Origin of the sequence: Johnsonella ignava ATCC 51276, from assembly GCF_000235445.1 — a bacterium.
Classification (GTDB): Bacteria; Bacillota; Clostridia; order Lachnospirales; family Lachnospiraceae; genus Johnsonella; species Johnsonella ignava.
Map to the genome: position 1 here is coordinate 29457 of NZ_JH378832.1, position 17962 is coordinate 47418.

The window sequence follows — 17962 nt, forward strand, 5'->3', positions numbered from 1 at the left end:
CAAATTAAGTGAACTCTTAACTGACGGCACAAGCATTGAAACAAAAACAGGCTTATTGAAGAAATGGGCAATAAAAAGGATTTTAGTAGTGTTTATGAACTCCGTGATACCTTCCCCGTTTATAATAGGGTTTGTTAAGCCGAGGATATTTTTATCAAAAAATAGTCTTTCGGATTTGGAAACGGAGCTTATACTTAAGCATGAGATGACGCACTTAAAAGCCAAGGACTATTTTTATCGCAGGCTTATGTTTATACTCTGTGTGATGTATTGGTTTAATCCTGCCGTACATATCTTTCTGGATAAATTCATTGAGATAAATGAAATGGCGTGTGATGAAGCCACATTAAAAAACTGTTCAGCCGGAGAAAGATTAACTTATGCGAAGCTTCTGCGTGATATGGCGTGTAGTAAGCCTGATATAGAAAATATTATATGTTTAACAGGAAAAACAGCGATAAATCTTCAAAGGAGGATAATTAACATTATGAATAGTAAAAAGATGATGAAAAAGATACCATATATCGCTTTATCAACACTGATACTTGGAATATGCCCTGTAATATCTTATGCGGCAACCAACGGCTCTATAGGTATGCAGACTTATGTAATTGACAAGTTGGACAAAGGCATAGAGGAAACTGCTGATACCAAACTTATAGAATATCCAGAAATGGATAATACGGATATTGCAGAAGTTATGTTAGAGGAAATAGTACCTGTGAGTGGAAGCGTTGACATAGACATAAATGTGAATGGAAAAATCAGGGTTATTACAAATACAGTAGATATGAGAAAAGGCTCAAAAGTAACTTTTACATTATATGCTGACAATTCCAACGATAGGTTCAGAGTCGGATTATTGAACAGTAAAAACAAAAAAGTTTTTGTAAATTCAAGAAGTGGAGAGGTTGGACATACATTCACAGTCAATACTTCTGGAAAATATAGACTTTTCATAGAGGGACTTGAGAATAAAAATATTCATATAGCAGGAAGTTTATATATAAAAAATTGAAATCTCGAAAACTTGTATAGCAGATATAATCTTGTAACATTAGGTAATTGCCAAAGCCGACTAAATCAATTCATTTATAAATATATAATTGCTAATGTAGCATAAGAACATAAGCAAAGATCATTAATTTGATTTTAGTGTTTTGCAACTACCTGTAAAAACAAAAAATCTAAAGAAAGGAAAGGAGTCTATATGAAGAAAATAAATCCTATGAGGTACAAAAATGGAGATTATTATTTTGTTTAGTATTAGAATATTGTTATAATCAAGTATTTTTTGATATTTTAATACTAGCAATATAAAAGAGTAGTAAAATATATACTTGAAGATTTTTTGTTAAGCAAGTCCAGCGGTGTGATGTCAAGTGAATTTAAATAAAAGATCTTTTTATTTTTGATATATTTCACGAAGACAAAAAACATCCACCTAAGCCCTGTCGACCTTGTTTTTAAAAGAGCAGGGCGGCTTGATTCAGCAGATAGTAAAACTATCGTGCTGAGGTATAAAGACGATTGTCTTTCAGCAGTCGAAAGACTAATCGCACAAATTTACGAGCAGTTAATGCGAGTGCGCGTTTGTGTTGATATCTGTTCACCTCTTTGTATTTGAGGTGGTAGAAGTCAGAATACTCTTTGTCGCATCTTACAAGAGAAAAAGCTGCTTCACACAGATAGTATTTTAAAAATCGGTTACAGGAGTGAATGAGCCTTGTATTTTCAGCTTCAAAATTACTGGATTGGTGTTGTCGCCAAGCGAAGCCTGCATATTTAGCAAGTCCTGCTTGGTTTTCAAAACGATTTATATCACCTATTTCAGCCACTATTCCGGCTGATAATACAGGACCGATTCCCGGGATAGAAATCAATACATTTGGTAAGAGTTCCATCTGACTTTTTATAGCTTTATCGAACTCTTTGATTTGAGATTCCAATGCCTTCATGGAGGTTATGGATATAGAAAGCACCTGATTAACGGAGTCATTTACCGTCTTTCGTAAACGGTATGAACTTCTGGCAGCTTTCTGAATGGCTTTGGCTACTGCATCAGGATCGGGAAAGCGGTTCTTTCCTTTTTCAATGATGAACTCAGTAAGCTCATGTAAGTCCATATTTGCCAGTGCTTCTGCTGATTCAAATTCATCGTAGACAGCAAGGGCAGTAGTGCTGAAGGTATTACTGAATACCTTCTCCTGTGTCATCGTAGAATACTTCTTGAACAGCACATTTATGAATCTTTGCTTTTCTTTAGTAAGATTCTGGACAGCGAAGAAACGTGCTCTTGTGAGGTTCTGGAGAGCTTTGTAGCGATAGTCTCCCAGATATACCTCTTTGTTGATTCTACCGAAACGCAGGCAGTCAGCAATAACAAAAGAGTCCACATAATCATTCTTTGGCAGGTCATTGTAAATATCATGAAATTTTTTGACCTGCTTGGGATTGAGGAGATGAATCTTTCTGTTAAACGGTGTCAGAGTGGCATCTTCCCTTAAGAAGTACACGAGATTGTCTCCATAAACAGAGGTTGATTCAAGACCAATCAGAACCGTGTCAAGGGAATGTGAAGTTAAAGCGGAATGGATTCTTTTTACCAACCGGATAGAACCTTCATGCGAGTTAGCAACAGAGAAGTTACTGTGCCTGTCACCATGTAGGAAGCATCAGGTAAACAACATTGGATTTGCTGCTTACATCAATACCGACGTAAAGTTTGTTCATAGTTATCACCTTCTTTCGTTGTAGATTCAAGTGTTCAATCAGCTTGGTAAAACCCATGATCATGGAGCATCGACACCCTCGCATATAAGAATCCGGCTTAAGATGGACAGATGCGAAACCACACTGCTAAATGGTTGTCCATGAACTTAAGCAAACAGCCAGCGGTTTGAAGCTAACTTCCATGTCAGGGGAACAGACTTACTATGAAGTAACCGTTATAGGTTCAACAGGAGGAAACAGAACTATTACCTGATTGACACTAAGACAATTCTATCATAGGCTTAACTAAGCCGATTAAATTTTTAAGTCAAATAGGATACGGTTTGGTATCTTAAATATATTATACGAGGAGGAATATAAGATGAAAAAATATTTAAAAATAATGTCTTTGGTATTAAGTATATGCTTATTATCATTAAATGTTGGATTTAATACTTATGCCTTAGAGAATGATACATTGTATTATCAGGGTGTTGCTATTGAACAAAAAGAATTATCAGAAGACACATTAAAATGGTTAGATTGGTATAATTCTTTATCTCCAGATGAACAAGATAGCATTAATTATGAGCCGGCAGACTTGCAAAAACTGATTGTGAATTCTGAGGATATTATAGTATCCGAGCCGGAACTAGATGAATTAGACATAGATGATATGGAGCCTTTTGTATTAGGAGCACCGGTATATAATCCAGGTTGGTGGAATAATAGGAATCGTATAAAGAGGGCTAATTGTTATGCCTATTCAATGGATGTAATTCAAAATTTTGTAGGAAAATTACAGCCTGGTCAAGCATCAGGACGAACTTTTGAATCATTATCTGAATCAAGCATCTTTAGTGCCGTTGTACGTGATGGTTCTCGTTTAGGTGGAGGACGCTATATTAGAAGGTCAAGCTCAAGTGAAAGTCCAGGTTCAGGAGAGTATAAAGTCGCTTTAGTTATTGCTCCAAATAGGGATTACCATTGGTATGTACTTAATACTAATGGGTATTGGTCACATAAAAGAGGACATTTAAAAGTTACAAATGTAGATGCTAGTGGAAAAAAGATTACAAACCCTCAATACTGCAACCGAAATTATGGAGGTTTAAACTATTCAGTTTTCTGTGGTTTTTACATTGTAAGGAGAGGATAGAAATAGATAATACAATTTTAACTAGAGAATATATTGATAGATTAATACTTCTAAAAGGAAAAGAGAATATAAGTTGGAATGATTTTATGAAATTCACATACAAAGATATTGGAAGCGGGGGCTATGTATACGAGTATCCGATGAAAAATAATGAATATTTATATATGATAGGTTATGACTTAAGTATTAGTCCCAAATCCATTTATATTATCAGTGAAACAAAAGAGAAAATATCTATCAAATAATTACTTTTTAAACGAATTATATAATCTCATATAGAGACAGGGTAGTTTTCTACCTTGTCTCTTTGTTGTGGTCAAGTGTTTTTGTAACATTACAACCTAATTTTTACTATGGGGTTTATATAACCCCATAGCGTGCCTCATATGGCGTTTTGTAATTATTATAAGAATGCGGACGAACATGGTTATATTGAACATACGCAAATTCTTCAATTGCTCTATAGAGTTCTTTCTCTGAATGGTAATAATGCTGATAAATAAGGTCGTTTTTCAGCGTATTGAAGTACCTTTCCATAGGCGCATTATCATATGGATATCCGGCTTTACTCATGCTTTGAGTTATTCCAAGACCTTCGCAGTATTCAGTAAAATCTTTGGATGTATACTGACTTCCTTGGTCAGAGTACAGCATTAGTTTGTGCAGGTCAATTCCCGGCTGTGAATCAATAGCTTTTTGCAGGGTTCTTTTTGCCAGATCGGAGGTTATATTTCTATCACTTATGCCGGCAACAACACTTCGATCATAAAGATCTATAATTGTGCAATTATAACGCTTACTGCCATCAGTTAGAAATAAATAAGTAAAATCAGTACACCATTTTCGATTGATCTCAGGTGAATTGAAATCCTGCTTAAGTTTATTATTGTAAACTTTGTGTGAAATACCTCGCTCATAACTTAGTTTTCTTCTCCTAGAGATTGAGTAAAGTTGTAGCTCCCTGTTCATGTATTTATGAACAATTAAGCGACTTATATCATAACCTTTACGGCAAAGGTAAATATGAATAATTCGATAACCGGGTGATCCATTATGTGCATGATAGAGCTCTCTAATGGTCTTTTTGATTTTAGCTTTGTTTCGATGATAATTAGCCTTTCGTTTTTTCAAGTAATTATAATAAGCATTTAGACATATATTAAACTTTCTTAGAAGCCATCTTAATCCAAATTTCTTATTATATTTTTGAATAAATCGATAAGCCTTTAATCGATTTCCTTCGCAAAGAATGCCGCCACTTTTTTTAAGAAGTCATTTTCCTTTTGTAGTTCTGCAAGTTGCTTTTTTAACTTAAGATTCTCTTTCATAGAATCATAATCTGCTTTGGCTTCTTTACTTATTTGGCATTCTTTACGGAATTGGTGTACCCAATTGGATATACTTGCTTTTGACACACTGTATTCAGCTGCAAGCCCTTGGACGGTGCGTCCCTCCTCAAGGTGGAGATGAACGATTTTCTTCTTAAATTCAGGTTCGTAGTGTTTATTCATTTGTAACATACCTCGTTTCTTTCTAAGATTATATCTTATTAGGTCGAGCTGTTACAAGTATGTTATACCACAACACTTATTTATAAAGGCATAGTAAAACTATATGATATTAATGCCTTTTTCTAAAGTTCTACTATGCAAAATGTAGAACTTTTTTTATTCTTCAAATTTCTCTAAAAAACTTTGGCATTTTTGAAATTTCGTTGTTGTAGGTAGTGAAAGGGGAAAATGAAATATTCATAGTAAGAAAGGAGATAATACTATGGATAGACAAGCACACAACGAATTTGAGATACGCTGTGCCTTTAACGGATACTGTAAGCAGGTCATTAAAAACGAAGCCGCTAATGCACATAAGGAACTGAACAGGCTTAGTCAGAAAGAAGTCTTGTTTTCCGATATGTCAAGTGCTGATGAAAAGTGCCTGTATACCTTAGATGAGTATTTTAAGGACTTGGACAATGAAATCAGTATAGGAAAAGTGAGCATAAGTGAAAAACTGCTATCCGACGCACTTCTCAGTCTTTCAGAGGATAAGAGGGAAATCATACTTATGTATTATTTCTCCGAACTAAAGGATATAGATATAGCAGGTCTGCTTAATCTTTCAAGAAGTGCGATACAGTATAAAAGAACTAAGGGCTTGCAGCTGCTGAAAAAATATATTGAAAAGAGATTGAACGGCTATGGAGAATAGAGAAAAAGGACTGCTTCCTTATCCTATTATCCTATCGGCAACTAAGGGAGAACCCGAAGCAATGAAGACGGTTATATGCCATTATGACAGTCAGACGCATTGAACACTTAGTGAAGACAAGCCTTAGCGAAGTCTAAACTTAGTGTGAAAGTGTACTTTGAATTTACGAAGTTAATTCAAAGTGTTTCCTATTGTTTTATCCCTTAGAAAAGCTTATGATAAAACAGGAAACACTTATTACGGAGTAAATACCGATATAAAAGACCGCCTGCATTCAAAGCTTATGCAGGCAGTACTGATATTTGAAATCTAAATATTCAGATTATAAGTCCCCTTTCATAATCTGAATAATCCTTTTAGGATACTGAACCTTGACAAAGAAAGCACGCAAGATAACGGCGTTGCAGCATAAAAAGTAAAGCAGATACCTTATATCTGTAAAGAGCCGGGCTAAAGGTACGCCATAACCCTTTATAAAAATGATATATAAGTTTATAAAGGCAAGCGATAAATACTATTTTAGAAAATACAGAATTAGCACCCTGTAAGGCGACGATTTGCAGATACTATAATGATACTCCCTTACAGCCACAGTCAGAGCTTAACGGCTCGTAAAGGCAATGGGTAGGGCTGGACTATAAGTGCAGGGGTGGAATTCCCGTGAGGTCTTGCTAAGACCGTCAGCTTTACTTAGAAAAAATATATCTGATGAAAGGAAACTGATATATGGGTAAAGAAGTTATGCCTATATGGGAAAAGTATACGCTTACCATTGAAGAAGCTTCTTTATATTTTAGGGTAGGCGAAAATAAACTGAGAAAACTCGCGGAGGAAAATCCTAATGCCAACTGGCTTATTATGAACGGTAACCGCATGCAGATTAAACGTAAGCAGTTTGAGAAAGTGATTGACACGATAAATGCCATATAAAAACAGGCTGAAACTTATTATCTTCCGTGTTATAATAACCTTAAGTATATCAAGGCTCTTTCCGAAAAGAAAGGAGCAAAAAGATGTCTGAAAAAAGGAGAGACAATAAAAACCGCATTTTTCGCACAGGAGAGAGCCAAAGAAAAGACGGAAAATATGCTTATAAATATATTAATAACTTAGGGAAAATACAGTTTGTTTACGCTTGGAAGCTTGTACCGACGGACAGAACACCTAACGGTAAAAAAGATGATATATCACTTAGGGAAAAAATTGTACAAATAGAAAAAGACCTCAATGATAATATCAATCCCATAGGTGGGCAAATGACCGTAAAGGAGCTTTACGAAAGGCATATAAAATATAAGTCAAATGTGCGTTTAGGAACGAATACAGTTCGCCGACATCTTATGAAAACACTGGAGCAGGATAAGCTGGGCGGATTAAGTATTGATAAAGTTAAAGTATCAGACGCTAAGGACTGGGTGCTTCGTATGAAAGAAAAGGGTTATGCTTATGGCACAATAAAAAATTACAGACGCTCTCTGCTTGCCTGCTTTTACACCGCTGTTAGAGAGGACTATGTAAGAAAGAACCCTTTTAGCTTTGATTTTAGCACGGTTATAGAAGATACCACTATTAAAAAACAGGCACTGACAAAAGAACAAGAAGAAAGCCTGCTTACATTTATCAGAAAGGATACGGTATATAAAAAATACCATGATGATATTGTGGTACTTCTTGGTACCGGACTTAGAATATCCGAACTGTGCGGATTAACCTTAAATGACATTGATTTTGAAAACAGGCTTATAAACATAGACCATCAGTTATTAGCCTGTGGTAAAAAATATATCGCTCCGCCAAAGACAAAAAACGGTATCAGGCAATACCTATGAGCGAAGAAGTATATCAGGCTATGCTTAGGATAAAAAGCATTAGGAAAGGTTCCAGTGAAGTTGTCATCGACGGATATAAAGACTTTATGTTTGTCTCAAGGACAGGGCAGCCACGAACTCAACAAGAGTATTGCTCCACGTTCTCAAGGCTTGTAAACAAGTATAACATAACTAATATTATTCCCTTACCTAAGATAATGACACTTCATACCTTAAGGCACACATTCTGTACTAAGTTAGCGGGTGCTGGACTTAATCCGAAATCCTTACAGTATCTTATGGGACACGCAAGTATAGCAATGACACTTGATTACTATACCCACGCCAACATACAGACTGTAAAAGAGGAATTTAACAAGTTGGCTATATAATGTAAGCGTTAGGCTTACTACTACTTTACTACTTTTGAATAGCAAAATAAGTGAGGTTTTAAGAATTTATATCATATCTTCCATAAAAGAAAATACCGATAAAGCACGTAAATACGGGATTTATCGGTATATAAGAACTTATAAAAAGATGAATAGGAAAATGGAGATTATTTATATTAAAAAGTGATTTTTTAAAGTAGTAAATCGTAGCATATTTATAATATTATCTTGGCTTTCTCAGCTGTTTAAAAAAATCTTTCATAAGCCGGGAACATTCATCATGTATGTTTCCGGTCATGTAAGTTACATCAACCTGATGGTTAAATTTATCTACATGAAAAAGATCGATTATAGAGCCGGCACAGCCTGCTTTGGGGTTTGGAGCACCTATAAATATTTTAGGTATCCTTGCCTGCACTACGGCACCGGCACACATAGGGCAGGGTTCAAGGGTTACATACATACAGCACCCCTCCAGTCTCCAGTCTCCAATCTTTTTGCAGGCTTTTCTTATTGCAATAATTTCTGCATGAGAGAGAGTTGATTTTTCGGTTATTCTCCTGTTATATCCTCTTGCAATTATCTTATTTTCATATACAATCACACATCCGATAGGCACTTCATTTATCAGGAAGGCTTTTTTTGCCTGTTTAAGTGCTTCATACATAAAATCATGGTCTGTCATATAAAAATCTCCGTTTATATCTGATAAGTACTTTTTATTTTAAATCAATTTCAAAAAGTTCAAATACAAATCAGTTCTCTGATGGAATTTTAAATCATGATTGTACTGAAGCCATATTAAATACAAGCTTTGCGCCGCCATATATACCTGCATCGTTTCCAAGCGTTGCAAGTACCGTTCTGGGTTTAGCTTTGGAAAGCTTTACATATTTTTCATATTCGTTTTCTATCATTTTAAGTAAGAACTCTCCCGCTTTTGACACTCCTCCGCCTATTACAAATACATCGGGATCAACTGTATATGCAATATGAGACATGGCTATACCCAGATATCTGCATACTTTTTTAATTACTTTAAGTGCTGCCGCATCTCCTTCCTTTGCACAATCAAGTACATCTTTAGCACTTATATGTTCTTTGTGTTTTCTAAGTAATGACGGCATAGTATCTGCTGCAAGTACCCTTTTTGCCTCACGTACTATGCCGGTGGCACTTGCTATCTGTTCAAGGCAGCCACGGCAGCCGCAGTTGCAGTATTCATTTTCATCATTTATCACATGCATATGTCCTATCTCTCCGGCTATGCCATGTCTGCCCTCCGCTATCTTTCCGTCAATTATCACGCCGCCTCCTACTCCGGTGCCGAGTGTTATAAGCACTACATCTCCAAATCCCTTTGCACCCCCCTGCCACATTTCGCCAAGTGCGGCTATATTGGCATCATTTCCCAGACCTACCGGTATACCTGAAAGCATCTGTGAAAGCTCTCTTGCCGGATATCTGTCCTTCCAGCCCAGATTTACACAGACCTCAACATACCCGCTTGGAAGAACCGGTCCCGGAACTCCAAGACCTATACCTAGACAGTCATTTAAAGTGTATGACTGTTCATGCAGCACTTCCTGTACAGAAGAAGCTATATCACTTATAACCGATGCGGAGTTGTTTTCCTTTGATGTTCCTATAGCCCATTTTTTTACAAGCTTTCCGCTTGTATTAAATATCCCCATCTTTACAGTTGTTCCGCCTATATCAATTCCTATACATATATTTTCCATAACTAACCTCTCAAATTTATATGTCAAATCAGTCTTAAATTCCCTATGTTAAATCTATCACCGGTACCCTCACATCTGCGTTATGAGCAAACCGATCTTTTAAATTTCTTATGTTAAATCTATCCTCATGCATATTATAGCAAAAAGTCTTATAAGTGCATACGAATTCAGGCATATAAAAGTAAAAAGTACCGGTTTTTTTATATCTCTTACCGCCTCAACCGGCAATTTATCAGCCAGTAATAACAAAGGCATAAGCACAGGAAGAAAATACCGTCCCTGTACACCGCTTATTACCATAGCCCCCCTTGGAGTCCACGCTATAAACATTGAAAGTATTGCACCTGAAAAAACTGCAAATACTATAAAAGCAATTATAAATCTTTCTTTAAATCCATGTACCATATCCGTATTTTGTTCTTTAACCCGCAGTCCAAGCATAATAAGCCCTAAACTGAAAAAAACTATACATATATACGGCACATTCAGTACCCTGTTTATATTTCCCAGATATGCACCTATCATAGTCATATGATAATAATCAAGCTGCAACAGTATAGTTTTATATATCATATCCATAGTAAAGAAAGGTCTGTGAGCAAGCTCTCTTATAGTAAAACCCGGCTCGCCAGCCCAGCCTACACTGCTTGTTCTTGCCTGTGCATAGCTTTGTATTAAAACGGCATTTACTGCAAATATAGAAATGATAAGCGTTGTTAAAATTGCCGCAAAGCCTAAAAGATATATTTTTTTGTTTTTAAATCTATTCCTGTCTATTATAAAGTAGGCAAACACAGCCGGAGAATATATAAGCTTACATGGTGCATAAATCGCAGTAAGCAGACATAAAAACAATATATCTTTAATACCCGGTCTATATCGCATACAGGTAGAGTCGATTTTTTTTTCATTATTTCCATTTTCGCTATTTACCGTATTACGAGCTGAAATTCCACTTGTTCTCTTTCCTGCATCAGGACTTTTGTCGTATGCATAAGCCATATTTAATATCTTTGCAAAAAAACATGATATAATAGAAAGCAGCATTGCATCATACGACATAGAGGCTGCAAGATGCAGGCTCATAGGAAGCACCGCCACACCATAGAGTATTTCCTTTGCAAACGGCATAAGACTTAAAGCATAGGACATCACAAGTACATAAAAAAGCAGATTGAAAAATTTGCCTAAATTAATCATCATTATTGAATTAAATCCCATTATTCTGGCAATGCAGATTCCAAATGCCTGAGGTATATATACAAGCGGTGTAGTTTTCACAGGAGGCTGTGAAGATATTCTTATATTTTTGCTGTTTTTATACGGATAAAGGCTGTCCCAGTTTTTTATTATCTTAAGATCCTTTTCTTCTATGTTTCTGCCAAGGACCTCCATCTCATCTGTACTGTAGGTATCACTATCTGTTTCTTTATTACTTGCTTTTGCTTTATCTATGTCATCACCTGCATCATTTTTATTTTCCTGTGTATTGTTTAAGCCGTCCTGCGTACCCGCAATATCACTTAAATCTTCAAGAAAATAATCCTGTTCCCTCACCTTTACATGACCGTCCTCAATCACCGGTTCAAGTCCCATAAACTGTGATGAAAGCTTATAAGCACTTATATAGTGGCTTACCTCGTCGGGTGCGCTAAGTCCCTGAAATACAAACATATAACCTATACCCAGAAAAAATGCCGAAAACATAAAGCTTTTATACAGTGGCAGCCTGCCTTCAGAACTTTTTTTAAGTATATAAAATGATAATGTTATATTAAAAAGCATTAAAAAACATAACTTTATATAGTCAGTCTTAAGGAAAAGATCTCCGCTTCTGTCCGCAACAAGCTTTACCTTATCATAATGACAAATCGCAAATATGATAATTATTATCAAAGGCAATACAGGTATTAAAATATTTATGTTTTTATATTTTTTAAAATTCAAACTGCTAAACATCTTTACAAACTCTCCCCCTGCAGCTTATATTTTATTTTTATCATCTGTATAATCAGCTTTTTTTATATTTTTTTCCGTTTCAAACCCGGCATTACCTTTTGTTTCGGTAGCACTTACCATATCATCTTCAAGCATCCGCACTGCCTGATCCTCTGTATGTATTTTAACAGAATTATCAGTACCTATTTGTGCATGCTTAAGTGCCTCATCCTGTATAAGTCTTGTAATTTTACTGTTAAGCACCGAAATCTGTAAACTCATTGAAAAAATCTTAATTATAAGCACTGCAATTATTATAAGATAAAGCATATTGGCAGGAGACTGCGTTCCGCTTAATGAAGAGAGGAAATAAATTATATCCGGAAATAAGGCTATAATTATAAGTGCAAGAAAAAAGCATACCCAAAATACAGCCTCGTCAATCTGAAGCTTAGCACGCCTTATCCTTTGTATCACCGATACTGCCGCAGTAAACGAGCCTATTATAAGCAGAAGTCTTAGCACCAAATTCATATACTCCCCCTTTTTAAATAATAAAATTTATCATTAATATGCTGAATTAAAATATAGAGAAGCTATTTTTAAAAATATATTTTAATCTGATTAAAATAATTTCCTGCAAAAATTAACGTCTACTTTTTTGAATATTTTAAATCCCTTTTTCTAAAATTTTGTATAAATATAATTGATACAAGCATTCTTATCATATATTTTATTGAATTAAAGAAAGTCAGATAACTTTTTCCGCCTTGACGTTCTTTCATCTGTGCCTGCACCTCACTTATCCTTATACCCTGTTTTATAAGATATGATACGGTGTCAGGCTCAGGTCCGTAATTAATATTAAGTGCAAACTCCTCTATGGCTCTTGAGCTGTACATCCTCATACCCGATGTGGGATCGGTCAGTCTTGTTCCGGTAGTAATCATTACTGCCAGCGATATAAGACTGCTTCCTATCATACGCAAAGACATAGGCTTCTTTTTTTTAAGAAATCTTGAAGCAATAACTATCTCAGCCCCATTGTCCGCCTCAGCCTTCATAGCCTGTATATACTTAGCACTGTGCTGTCCGTCTCCGTCAAACTGCACCGCATATTTATATCCTTTTTGGTATGCATATCTCATACCTGTCTGAAAAGCACCTGCCAGGCCTAAATTTACGCTCAGACTTATTATATTATATCCCCTGTTTTTACATATTCTTTTTGTATCATCCGAAGAACCGTCATCTATAACCACATAGTCAAATTCCGGATAATTTTCTGCAATCTCATCAACTACAAATGCTATATTCGCTTCTTCATTATATGCAGGAATAATGAGAAGAACTTCTTTTTTATACATGCTCTTATTCGTCCAATCCGCTACAAAACTCTTTTCAGGTAATTCTGCCAGTAGGTATGATTTAAACCGCACATTTTTATTATTGCAGGTGGAAGTTTCTTATATCGTTTTCCCATAAGGTAGCCTGCATATTTACACAGACTTATATAAAAAAGCTTAGGTAAAAGATATAAGGCGCCATGCTCTGCAAGATATAAGGCGGTTTCCTTTACAAGCCTTTTACCCTCTCCCTCGCTTTTAAACCCGGAGAACACATCACTGTATGCACTCTGTGAAGCACCTATATCAAAATTCCTCTTAAACTGCATAAATCCCGAATATTCATGTGAATGATAAACACATGCTTTAGAGCTGTAATATATGTTTCCTCCGGATTTTATAAGCCTTGAAGCATATATCATATCCTCATTTAATACAAGCCCCTCAGGAAAGCCGCCAAGTTTATCAAAACGCTTTCTGTCAAAGGCGGCACATACATTTGAAGCAAAATACAGTTTTATACCATATTTTTCTACATCTGATGCCGACTTTATATATGAATTTTCAGGGTAATTATATCTCCTTGTAAATCTCTCTATAAGCCCCGCATCTTTATACGGGATCTGTCTTGCATAGGATATGCCTACATTGTTATCAAGCGATGATATAAGGTTTTCTATAAGATGTCTGCTGCATGGAACAGCATCCTGTGTCATACATATAAACGCATCCGCATCTGACAATGAAACACCGAAATTTCTGCTTCTTCCGTGGTCAAATTCAGATTTTTTTATATGCCTTATAACACAGGCTTTTGAAAGCTCACCGCTTTCTGATATTATATCATCAAAACCCAAGGCTTCCCATTCACTTTTATCAGTATTTATTATAATAATCTTTCCGGGTTTTACACTCTGTTTTACAAGTCTTTTTAAAAGAGATATAAATCGCATATCCGGTTTGTATGAAGGTATTATGACATCAACACTTTTTTCAGGCATCTTGATACTCCTTTTTCCCCTTAATTGAAAGCAGTTTTTTTAAAAATACCGCTATAAACATAAAGCTTACAAAAACCATAAGTATAAGGTATGAGACAGCGGCACCTTCTATGCCTGCACTTTTTGCCATCCTTTCAGATAAAAAGTATGCAGTAATGCCTCCTAATATATAAACTGCAAATATGGCATTTCTTTCTTTTATAATTACCAATATATAATAAAACAGGTTAAGAAGTGCATAAAAACCGCCTCCAAGTATTAAAATCAAAAATGAGTTTTCATATTGTTTAAGCTCGGATATACCGGTTCCTAAAAGCATTGACAGCACCCTTATACCCATAATTTTGGCAGCTGCCATAGCGCATATCGTAAATCCCGCTATATATAGGCTTATCTTCAGTATTCTTTTATTAAAAAGTTTTATCTCACCCCTTTCATAATTTACACTCAGCATTGTAAGTGCAGGCCTTATTATAAAACCTGCCATAAGATTTATAACCGAGGTAGGTATAAAAAGCGTATTAAAATAGGCATTTGCTTCATCTCCAAGAGCCGAATTTACCGCATATTTTGCCGCTGCAAATATATATATATCAACAAATGAGGATAAAAACAGCAGCTTGCTTAAATTAAACAGTTTAAGTATACTGCCCTTTTTTACACTATAATCAACAGCCCTTATAGATTTAAGCGGACAAGCCGCAAATATATAAACTGAGATAAAGCCGGAGACTGCAAATGCAGCGCTTCCATAAAGTGCATTTTTTGTAATTATCGTGGCAATTATAAATACGGCAGCCGAAAATACAGTCCTTAAAAGGCTTGACTTTCCTGTCATATAAAGTCTTCCCTGCCTTTGATATTCAGTTTCATAACAGTCCGCAATCCCGTCAAACACCTTATACAGCACCATTGAAAACCATATAAGCATTTTATTTAAACTGCCTGCAAATAAAACTGAATATATTATGCCTCCTGCAAGTGCAGCCGCAGATGTAATCATCCTGAATCTGAGATAATCTCCGAAGCTGCATTTAAATGACATATCAGTCATCTGTATAGGCCTCATACCGAAATATGAGATTATATACAGCTGTTGTCCAAGAGTTGAAAAAGCAAAAAATATTATGCCCCCTTCCTCTTTCCCCAATATTCTTGAAGCTATCACTCCGAGAAGCATACTTGTTATTGCATAAACTCCGCTTCCAAGCATATTCCAGATAAGATTCTTTTTTTCAAGATCTTTATCTTCACCATATCCTGTTTTCTCTTTTTTTGAATTTAATGCCGTATTTTCAGTATTTATATTTTTATAAGATTTACCGCTGTGCTTCATACAGTCAGTCCTGATACATCCGGGTATAAGCCTGTATATTACATTCATTATCCAAGCCTCATAAGTTCTATATCCTTTGCATATACACGACCCGCCTCCGCAATAAAACAGCCCGGTTCAGCTTCCCTGCCCATAAGCCATGCAAGCATTGCTTTCGGAAGATCTATGCCTGCCGCATGAGAAAACGGATATCCTCCTCCAAATCTCGCATTCATATCTATAACATAGGCTCCGTCTTCGTTGAGTATTATATCTATATCAAGATTGCCTATATGCCTGCCTTTAAGAGCTATAATTCTTGCAATCTCATAAAGCTTTGGGTGCATGACAACCTTTGATATATCGGTTTCACCTGCCCTCATGGCAATCTTTTCTTTAATTACGGCAGTTATAAAATTGCCTTTAAAATCATTTATTATATCTATGCCGTACTCCCTGCCGATTATTTTTTCCTGTATTATAACCGCAGATTCAATATTATTTCCTGCCTCATATTTTAAATATGAGGCATATATGTCTTTAGACGTTTTATTATAAAAAAATTCAAGCTCATCAAAATCTCCGGCTTCGTAAATTCCAAGTGAACCCATACCCCACCTGGGCTTTATCATAAACTTAATACCTTTTTTAAATTTATCCCTGAAATAATATTCAAGCTCCTGTACCTGCTCCATACCTTTACATATAGGTATTATATCGTTTGAAATCCCGTCCTTGCCATACACTATCTCCTGTATACTGCCTTTACAACGGGTAAATACAGGTACTTCTTTAAGTCCTGCCGAAATCAGAAACTCATTCATCTTAAGCTTATCATTACATGAATCTATAAAACCTGAATCTGAAACTGCTACAAAGGTTTTTTCAAACTGCGGTTTTGCAGATGAAAGTACAGGCAGATCTATATCAAAAAGCGGTATAAGCATATCTATCGCCTTTTCTTTACATAGTTTTATTAAAAACGGAATATATTCCTTATCATATATGACAGGGCTTACAAATGATTCGTCAGCCTGTGCCATACCCGTTGACATAGGTGCGGAGTTTACAGCATATATTTTCCCATGCTCCCCCATGGCTTTCCTGAAATATCTCAAAAGATACGCTCTTCTTCCCACCGAGGTAAATAACAAGTTCATAAAAAACTGCCCTTTCTTTTTAATCAAGCACTTTAATTATTATATCACAGATTTTATCTACAATCTTCATATCAAGCTGCGGATATACAGGAAGCGTTATAATCTGTTGTGATATCTTTAAAGCCGCCGGAGTGGCCGGATTTTTATATATTTTTTTATAACATTCATATTCATTTATACAGGGATAAAAATATTTTCTCGCATATATACCCTGTTGTGCAAGTGCATTATATACCATATCCCTTGATGAAATACCCTCATTATTTTTTGCAGGTCTTTCTATACGGATCGGCATATATGCATAATTATATTCTATATTATTCTTATAATTATTTAAAATTATACCTTTAATTCCTTCAAGCCTTTCAATATATCTTTCTACAATCCTTTTCCTTAAAAAAATCATTTCATCAATATGCTTTAAATTACATATACCCATAGCAGCCTGAAATTCATTCATCTTGGCATTGCCTCCGGCACATACTACATTTTCCTTGTCTAAAATCCCGAAGTTTTTAAGCCTGTCAAGTTTTTCCTTTATGCCCGGTTCACGGCAGCATGCCGCTCCCCCCTCTATTGTATTAAACACCTTTGTAGCGTGAAAGCTGAACATAGAGGCATCTCCATAAACAGCCACACTTTTACGCCCGCCTCCGTCATCCAAATCCGGTGTGCATCTTTCATAAAAAGCATGTGCCGCATCAAATATAAGCTTAATCCCGTACTTTTTGCATATTCTCTCAAGTCCTGCAATATCACATATATTTCCATAAACATGCACCGCAAGTATTGCACTTGTATCCTTTGTTATAAGAGGTTCTATCTTTGATACATCTATTGTATAATCATCTTCTTTTATATCACAAAATACCGGTGTAAGCCCCTTTCTGACTATGGCATGTGTTGTTGAGGCAAATGAAAAAGGTGTAGTGATTACTTCACCCTTTAATTCAAATGCTTCAAGAAGCATTTCAAGTGCAAGATGACCGTTTGTAAATAATGATATATTCTCACTTTCAAGACGCTCATTTAAAAGCTTTTCAAGCTCTTCATGATATATTCCCATGTTTGTAAGCCATGCACTGTCCCATATCCTTTCAAGCATCTTTGTATATTCCTCAAAAGGGGGCAGAGATGCCCTTGTTACAAATATTTTTTCCATGCTGACAAACCTTTCACCG

The 17962-nt window shown here is 35.7% G+C and carries 15 protein-coding genes and 3 pseudogenes; 7 read left to right on the forward strand and 11 right to left on the reverse strand.

Features of this window, described 5'->3' with window-relative positions; all coding sequences use genetic code 11:
- The coding region (locus HMPREF9333_RS06040) for a M56 family metallopeptidase (RefSeq protein ID WP_005540596.1) at positions 1 to 1018 on the forward strand (1018 nt) is incomplete at its 5' end.
- Positions 1019 to 1505: 487 nt separating this feature from the next.
- Here the strand turns inward: HMPREF9333_RS06040 and HMPREF9333_RS06045 are convergent.
- A pseudogene (locus HMPREF9333_RS06045) lies at positions 1506 to 2651 on the reverse strand (IS110 family RNA-guided transposase); the annotation flags it as partial.
- 212 nt (positions 2652 to 2863) lie between these two features.
- Between HMPREF9333_RS06045 and HMPREF9333_RS13495 the strand changes: the two are divergent.
- Positions 2864 to 2986, forward strand: coding sequence for a hypothetical protein (locus HMPREF9333_RS13495; protein ID WP_277352361.1), 123 nt, complete (start codon positions 2864 to 2866; stop codon positions 2984 to 2986).
- 108 nt (positions 2987 to 3094) lie between these two features.
- The gene (locus HMPREF9333_RS06050; RefSeq protein ID WP_005540599.1) at positions 3095 to 3871 is read left to right on the forward strand and encodes a hypothetical protein; all 777 of its coding nucleotides are present in this window, start codon (positions 3095 to 3097) and stop codon (positions 3869 to 3871) included.
- 360 nt (positions 3872 to 4231) lie between these two features.
- On the opposite strand, the gene HMPREF9333_RS06055 is transcribed toward HMPREF9333_RS06050, so the two are convergent.
- A protein-coding gene (locus HMPREF9333_RS06055; RefSeq protein ID WP_156797294.1) for an IS3 family transposase occupies positions 4232 to 5391 on the reverse strand; the annotation gives its coding sequence in 2 pieces (ribosomal slippage) (positions 4232 to 5139 and positions 5139 to 5391; 1161 coding nt in all).
- Positions 5392 to 5644: 253 nt separating this feature from the next.
- On the opposite strand from HMPREF9333_RS06055, the gene HMPREF9333_RS06065 reads away from it, so the two are divergent.
- The 4 genes and pseudogenes from HMPREF9333_RS06065 to HMPREF9333_RS06085 all read left to right on the forward strand — a co-directional run bounded on the left by HMPREF9333_RS06065 (position 5645) and on the right by HMPREF9333_RS06085 (position 8279).
- Entirely contained in the window at positions 5645 to 6079 is a 435-nt protein-coding gene (locus HMPREF9333_RS06065) for an RNA polymerase sigma factor (protein ID WP_005540604.1), read from the forward strand.
- Positions 6069 to 6392: pseudogene (locus HMPREF9333_RS13290) on the forward strand (helix-turn-helix domain-containing protein). Before HMPREF9333_RS06065 ends, HMPREF9333_RS13290 begins: the two are co-directional and overlap by 11 nt.
- A gap of 413 nt (positions 6393 to 6805) precedes the next feature.
- Positions 6806 to 7009: an excisionase gene (locus tag HMPREF9333_RS06080; RefSeq protein WP_005540605.1), complete on the forward strand. Its 204-nt coding sequence runs from the start codon at positions 6806 to 6808 to the stop codon at positions 7007 to 7009.
- A gap of 83 nt (positions 7010 to 7092) precedes the next feature.
- Positions 7093 to 8279 (forward strand): annotated as a pseudogene (locus tag HMPREF9333_RS06085) (tyrosine-type recombinase/integrase).
- Positions 8280 to 8502: 223 nt separating this feature from the next.
- Here the strand turns inward: HMPREF9333_RS06085 and tadA are convergent.
- From tadA to HMPREF9333_RS06130, 9 genes are all read right to left on the reverse strand, one after another.
- A complete protein-coding gene (gene tadA, locus HMPREF9333_RS06090) occupies positions 8503 to 8964 on the reverse strand; it encodes a tRNA adenosine(34) deaminase TadA (RefSeq protein ID WP_005540609.1) in 462 nt (153 codons plus the stop codon).
- Positions 8965 to 9058: 94 nt separating this feature from the next.
- Entirely contained in the window at positions 9059 to 10021 is a 963-nt protein-coding gene (locus HMPREF9333_RS06095) for an ROK family glucokinase (RefSeq protein ID WP_005540610.1), read from the reverse strand.
- A 108-nt stretch (positions 10022 to 10129) separates the two neighbouring features.
- A complete protein-coding gene (locus HMPREF9333_RS06100) occupies positions 10130 to 11980 on the reverse strand; it encodes a DUF2142 domain-containing protein (protein ID WP_005540611.1) in 1851 nt (616 codons plus the stop codon).
- A 24-nt stretch (positions 11981 to 12004) separates the two neighbouring features.
- Positions 12005 to 12493, reverse strand: coding sequence for a DUF2304 domain-containing protein (locus HMPREF9333_RS06105; RefSeq protein WP_005540614.1), 489 nt, complete (start codon positions 12491 to 12493; stop codon positions 12005 to 12007).
- 119 nt (positions 12494 to 12612) lie between these two features.
- Complete coding sequence (locus tag HMPREF9333_RS06110; protein WP_005540616.1) at positions 12613 to 13326, reverse strand: glycosyltransferase family 2 protein; 714 nt, start codon at positions 13324 to 13326, stop codon at positions 12613 to 12615.
- Between the two features lie 20 nt (positions 13327 to 13346).
- A complete protein-coding gene (locus HMPREF9333_RS06115) occupies positions 13347 to 14306 on the reverse strand; it encodes a glycosyltransferase family 2 protein (protein WP_005540617.1) in 960 nt (319 codons plus the stop codon).
- Entirely contained in the window at positions 14299 to 15690 is a 1392-nt protein-coding gene (locus HMPREF9333_RS06120) for a lipopolysaccharide biosynthesis protein (protein ID WP_005540619.1), read from the reverse strand. Before HMPREF9333_RS06120 ends, HMPREF9333_RS06115 begins: the two co-directional genes overlap by 8 nt.
- The gene (locus tag HMPREF9333_RS06125; protein WP_040882452.1) at positions 15690 to 16781 is read right to left on the reverse strand and encodes an ATP-grasp domain-containing protein; all 1092 of its coding nucleotides are present in this window, start codon (positions 16779 to 16781) and stop codon (positions 15690 to 15692) included. The genes HMPREF9333_RS06120 and HMPREF9333_RS06125 overlap by 1 nt, the downstream gene beginning before the upstream one ends.
- Before the next feature lie 19 nt (positions 16782 to 16800).
- Positions 16801 to 17943, reverse strand: coding sequence for a DegT/DnrJ/EryC1/StrS family aminotransferase (locus tag HMPREF9333_RS06130; protein WP_005540622.1), 1143 nt, complete (start codon positions 17941 to 17943; stop codon positions 16801 to 16803).
- Positions 17944 to 17962: the final 19 nt, after the last annotated feature.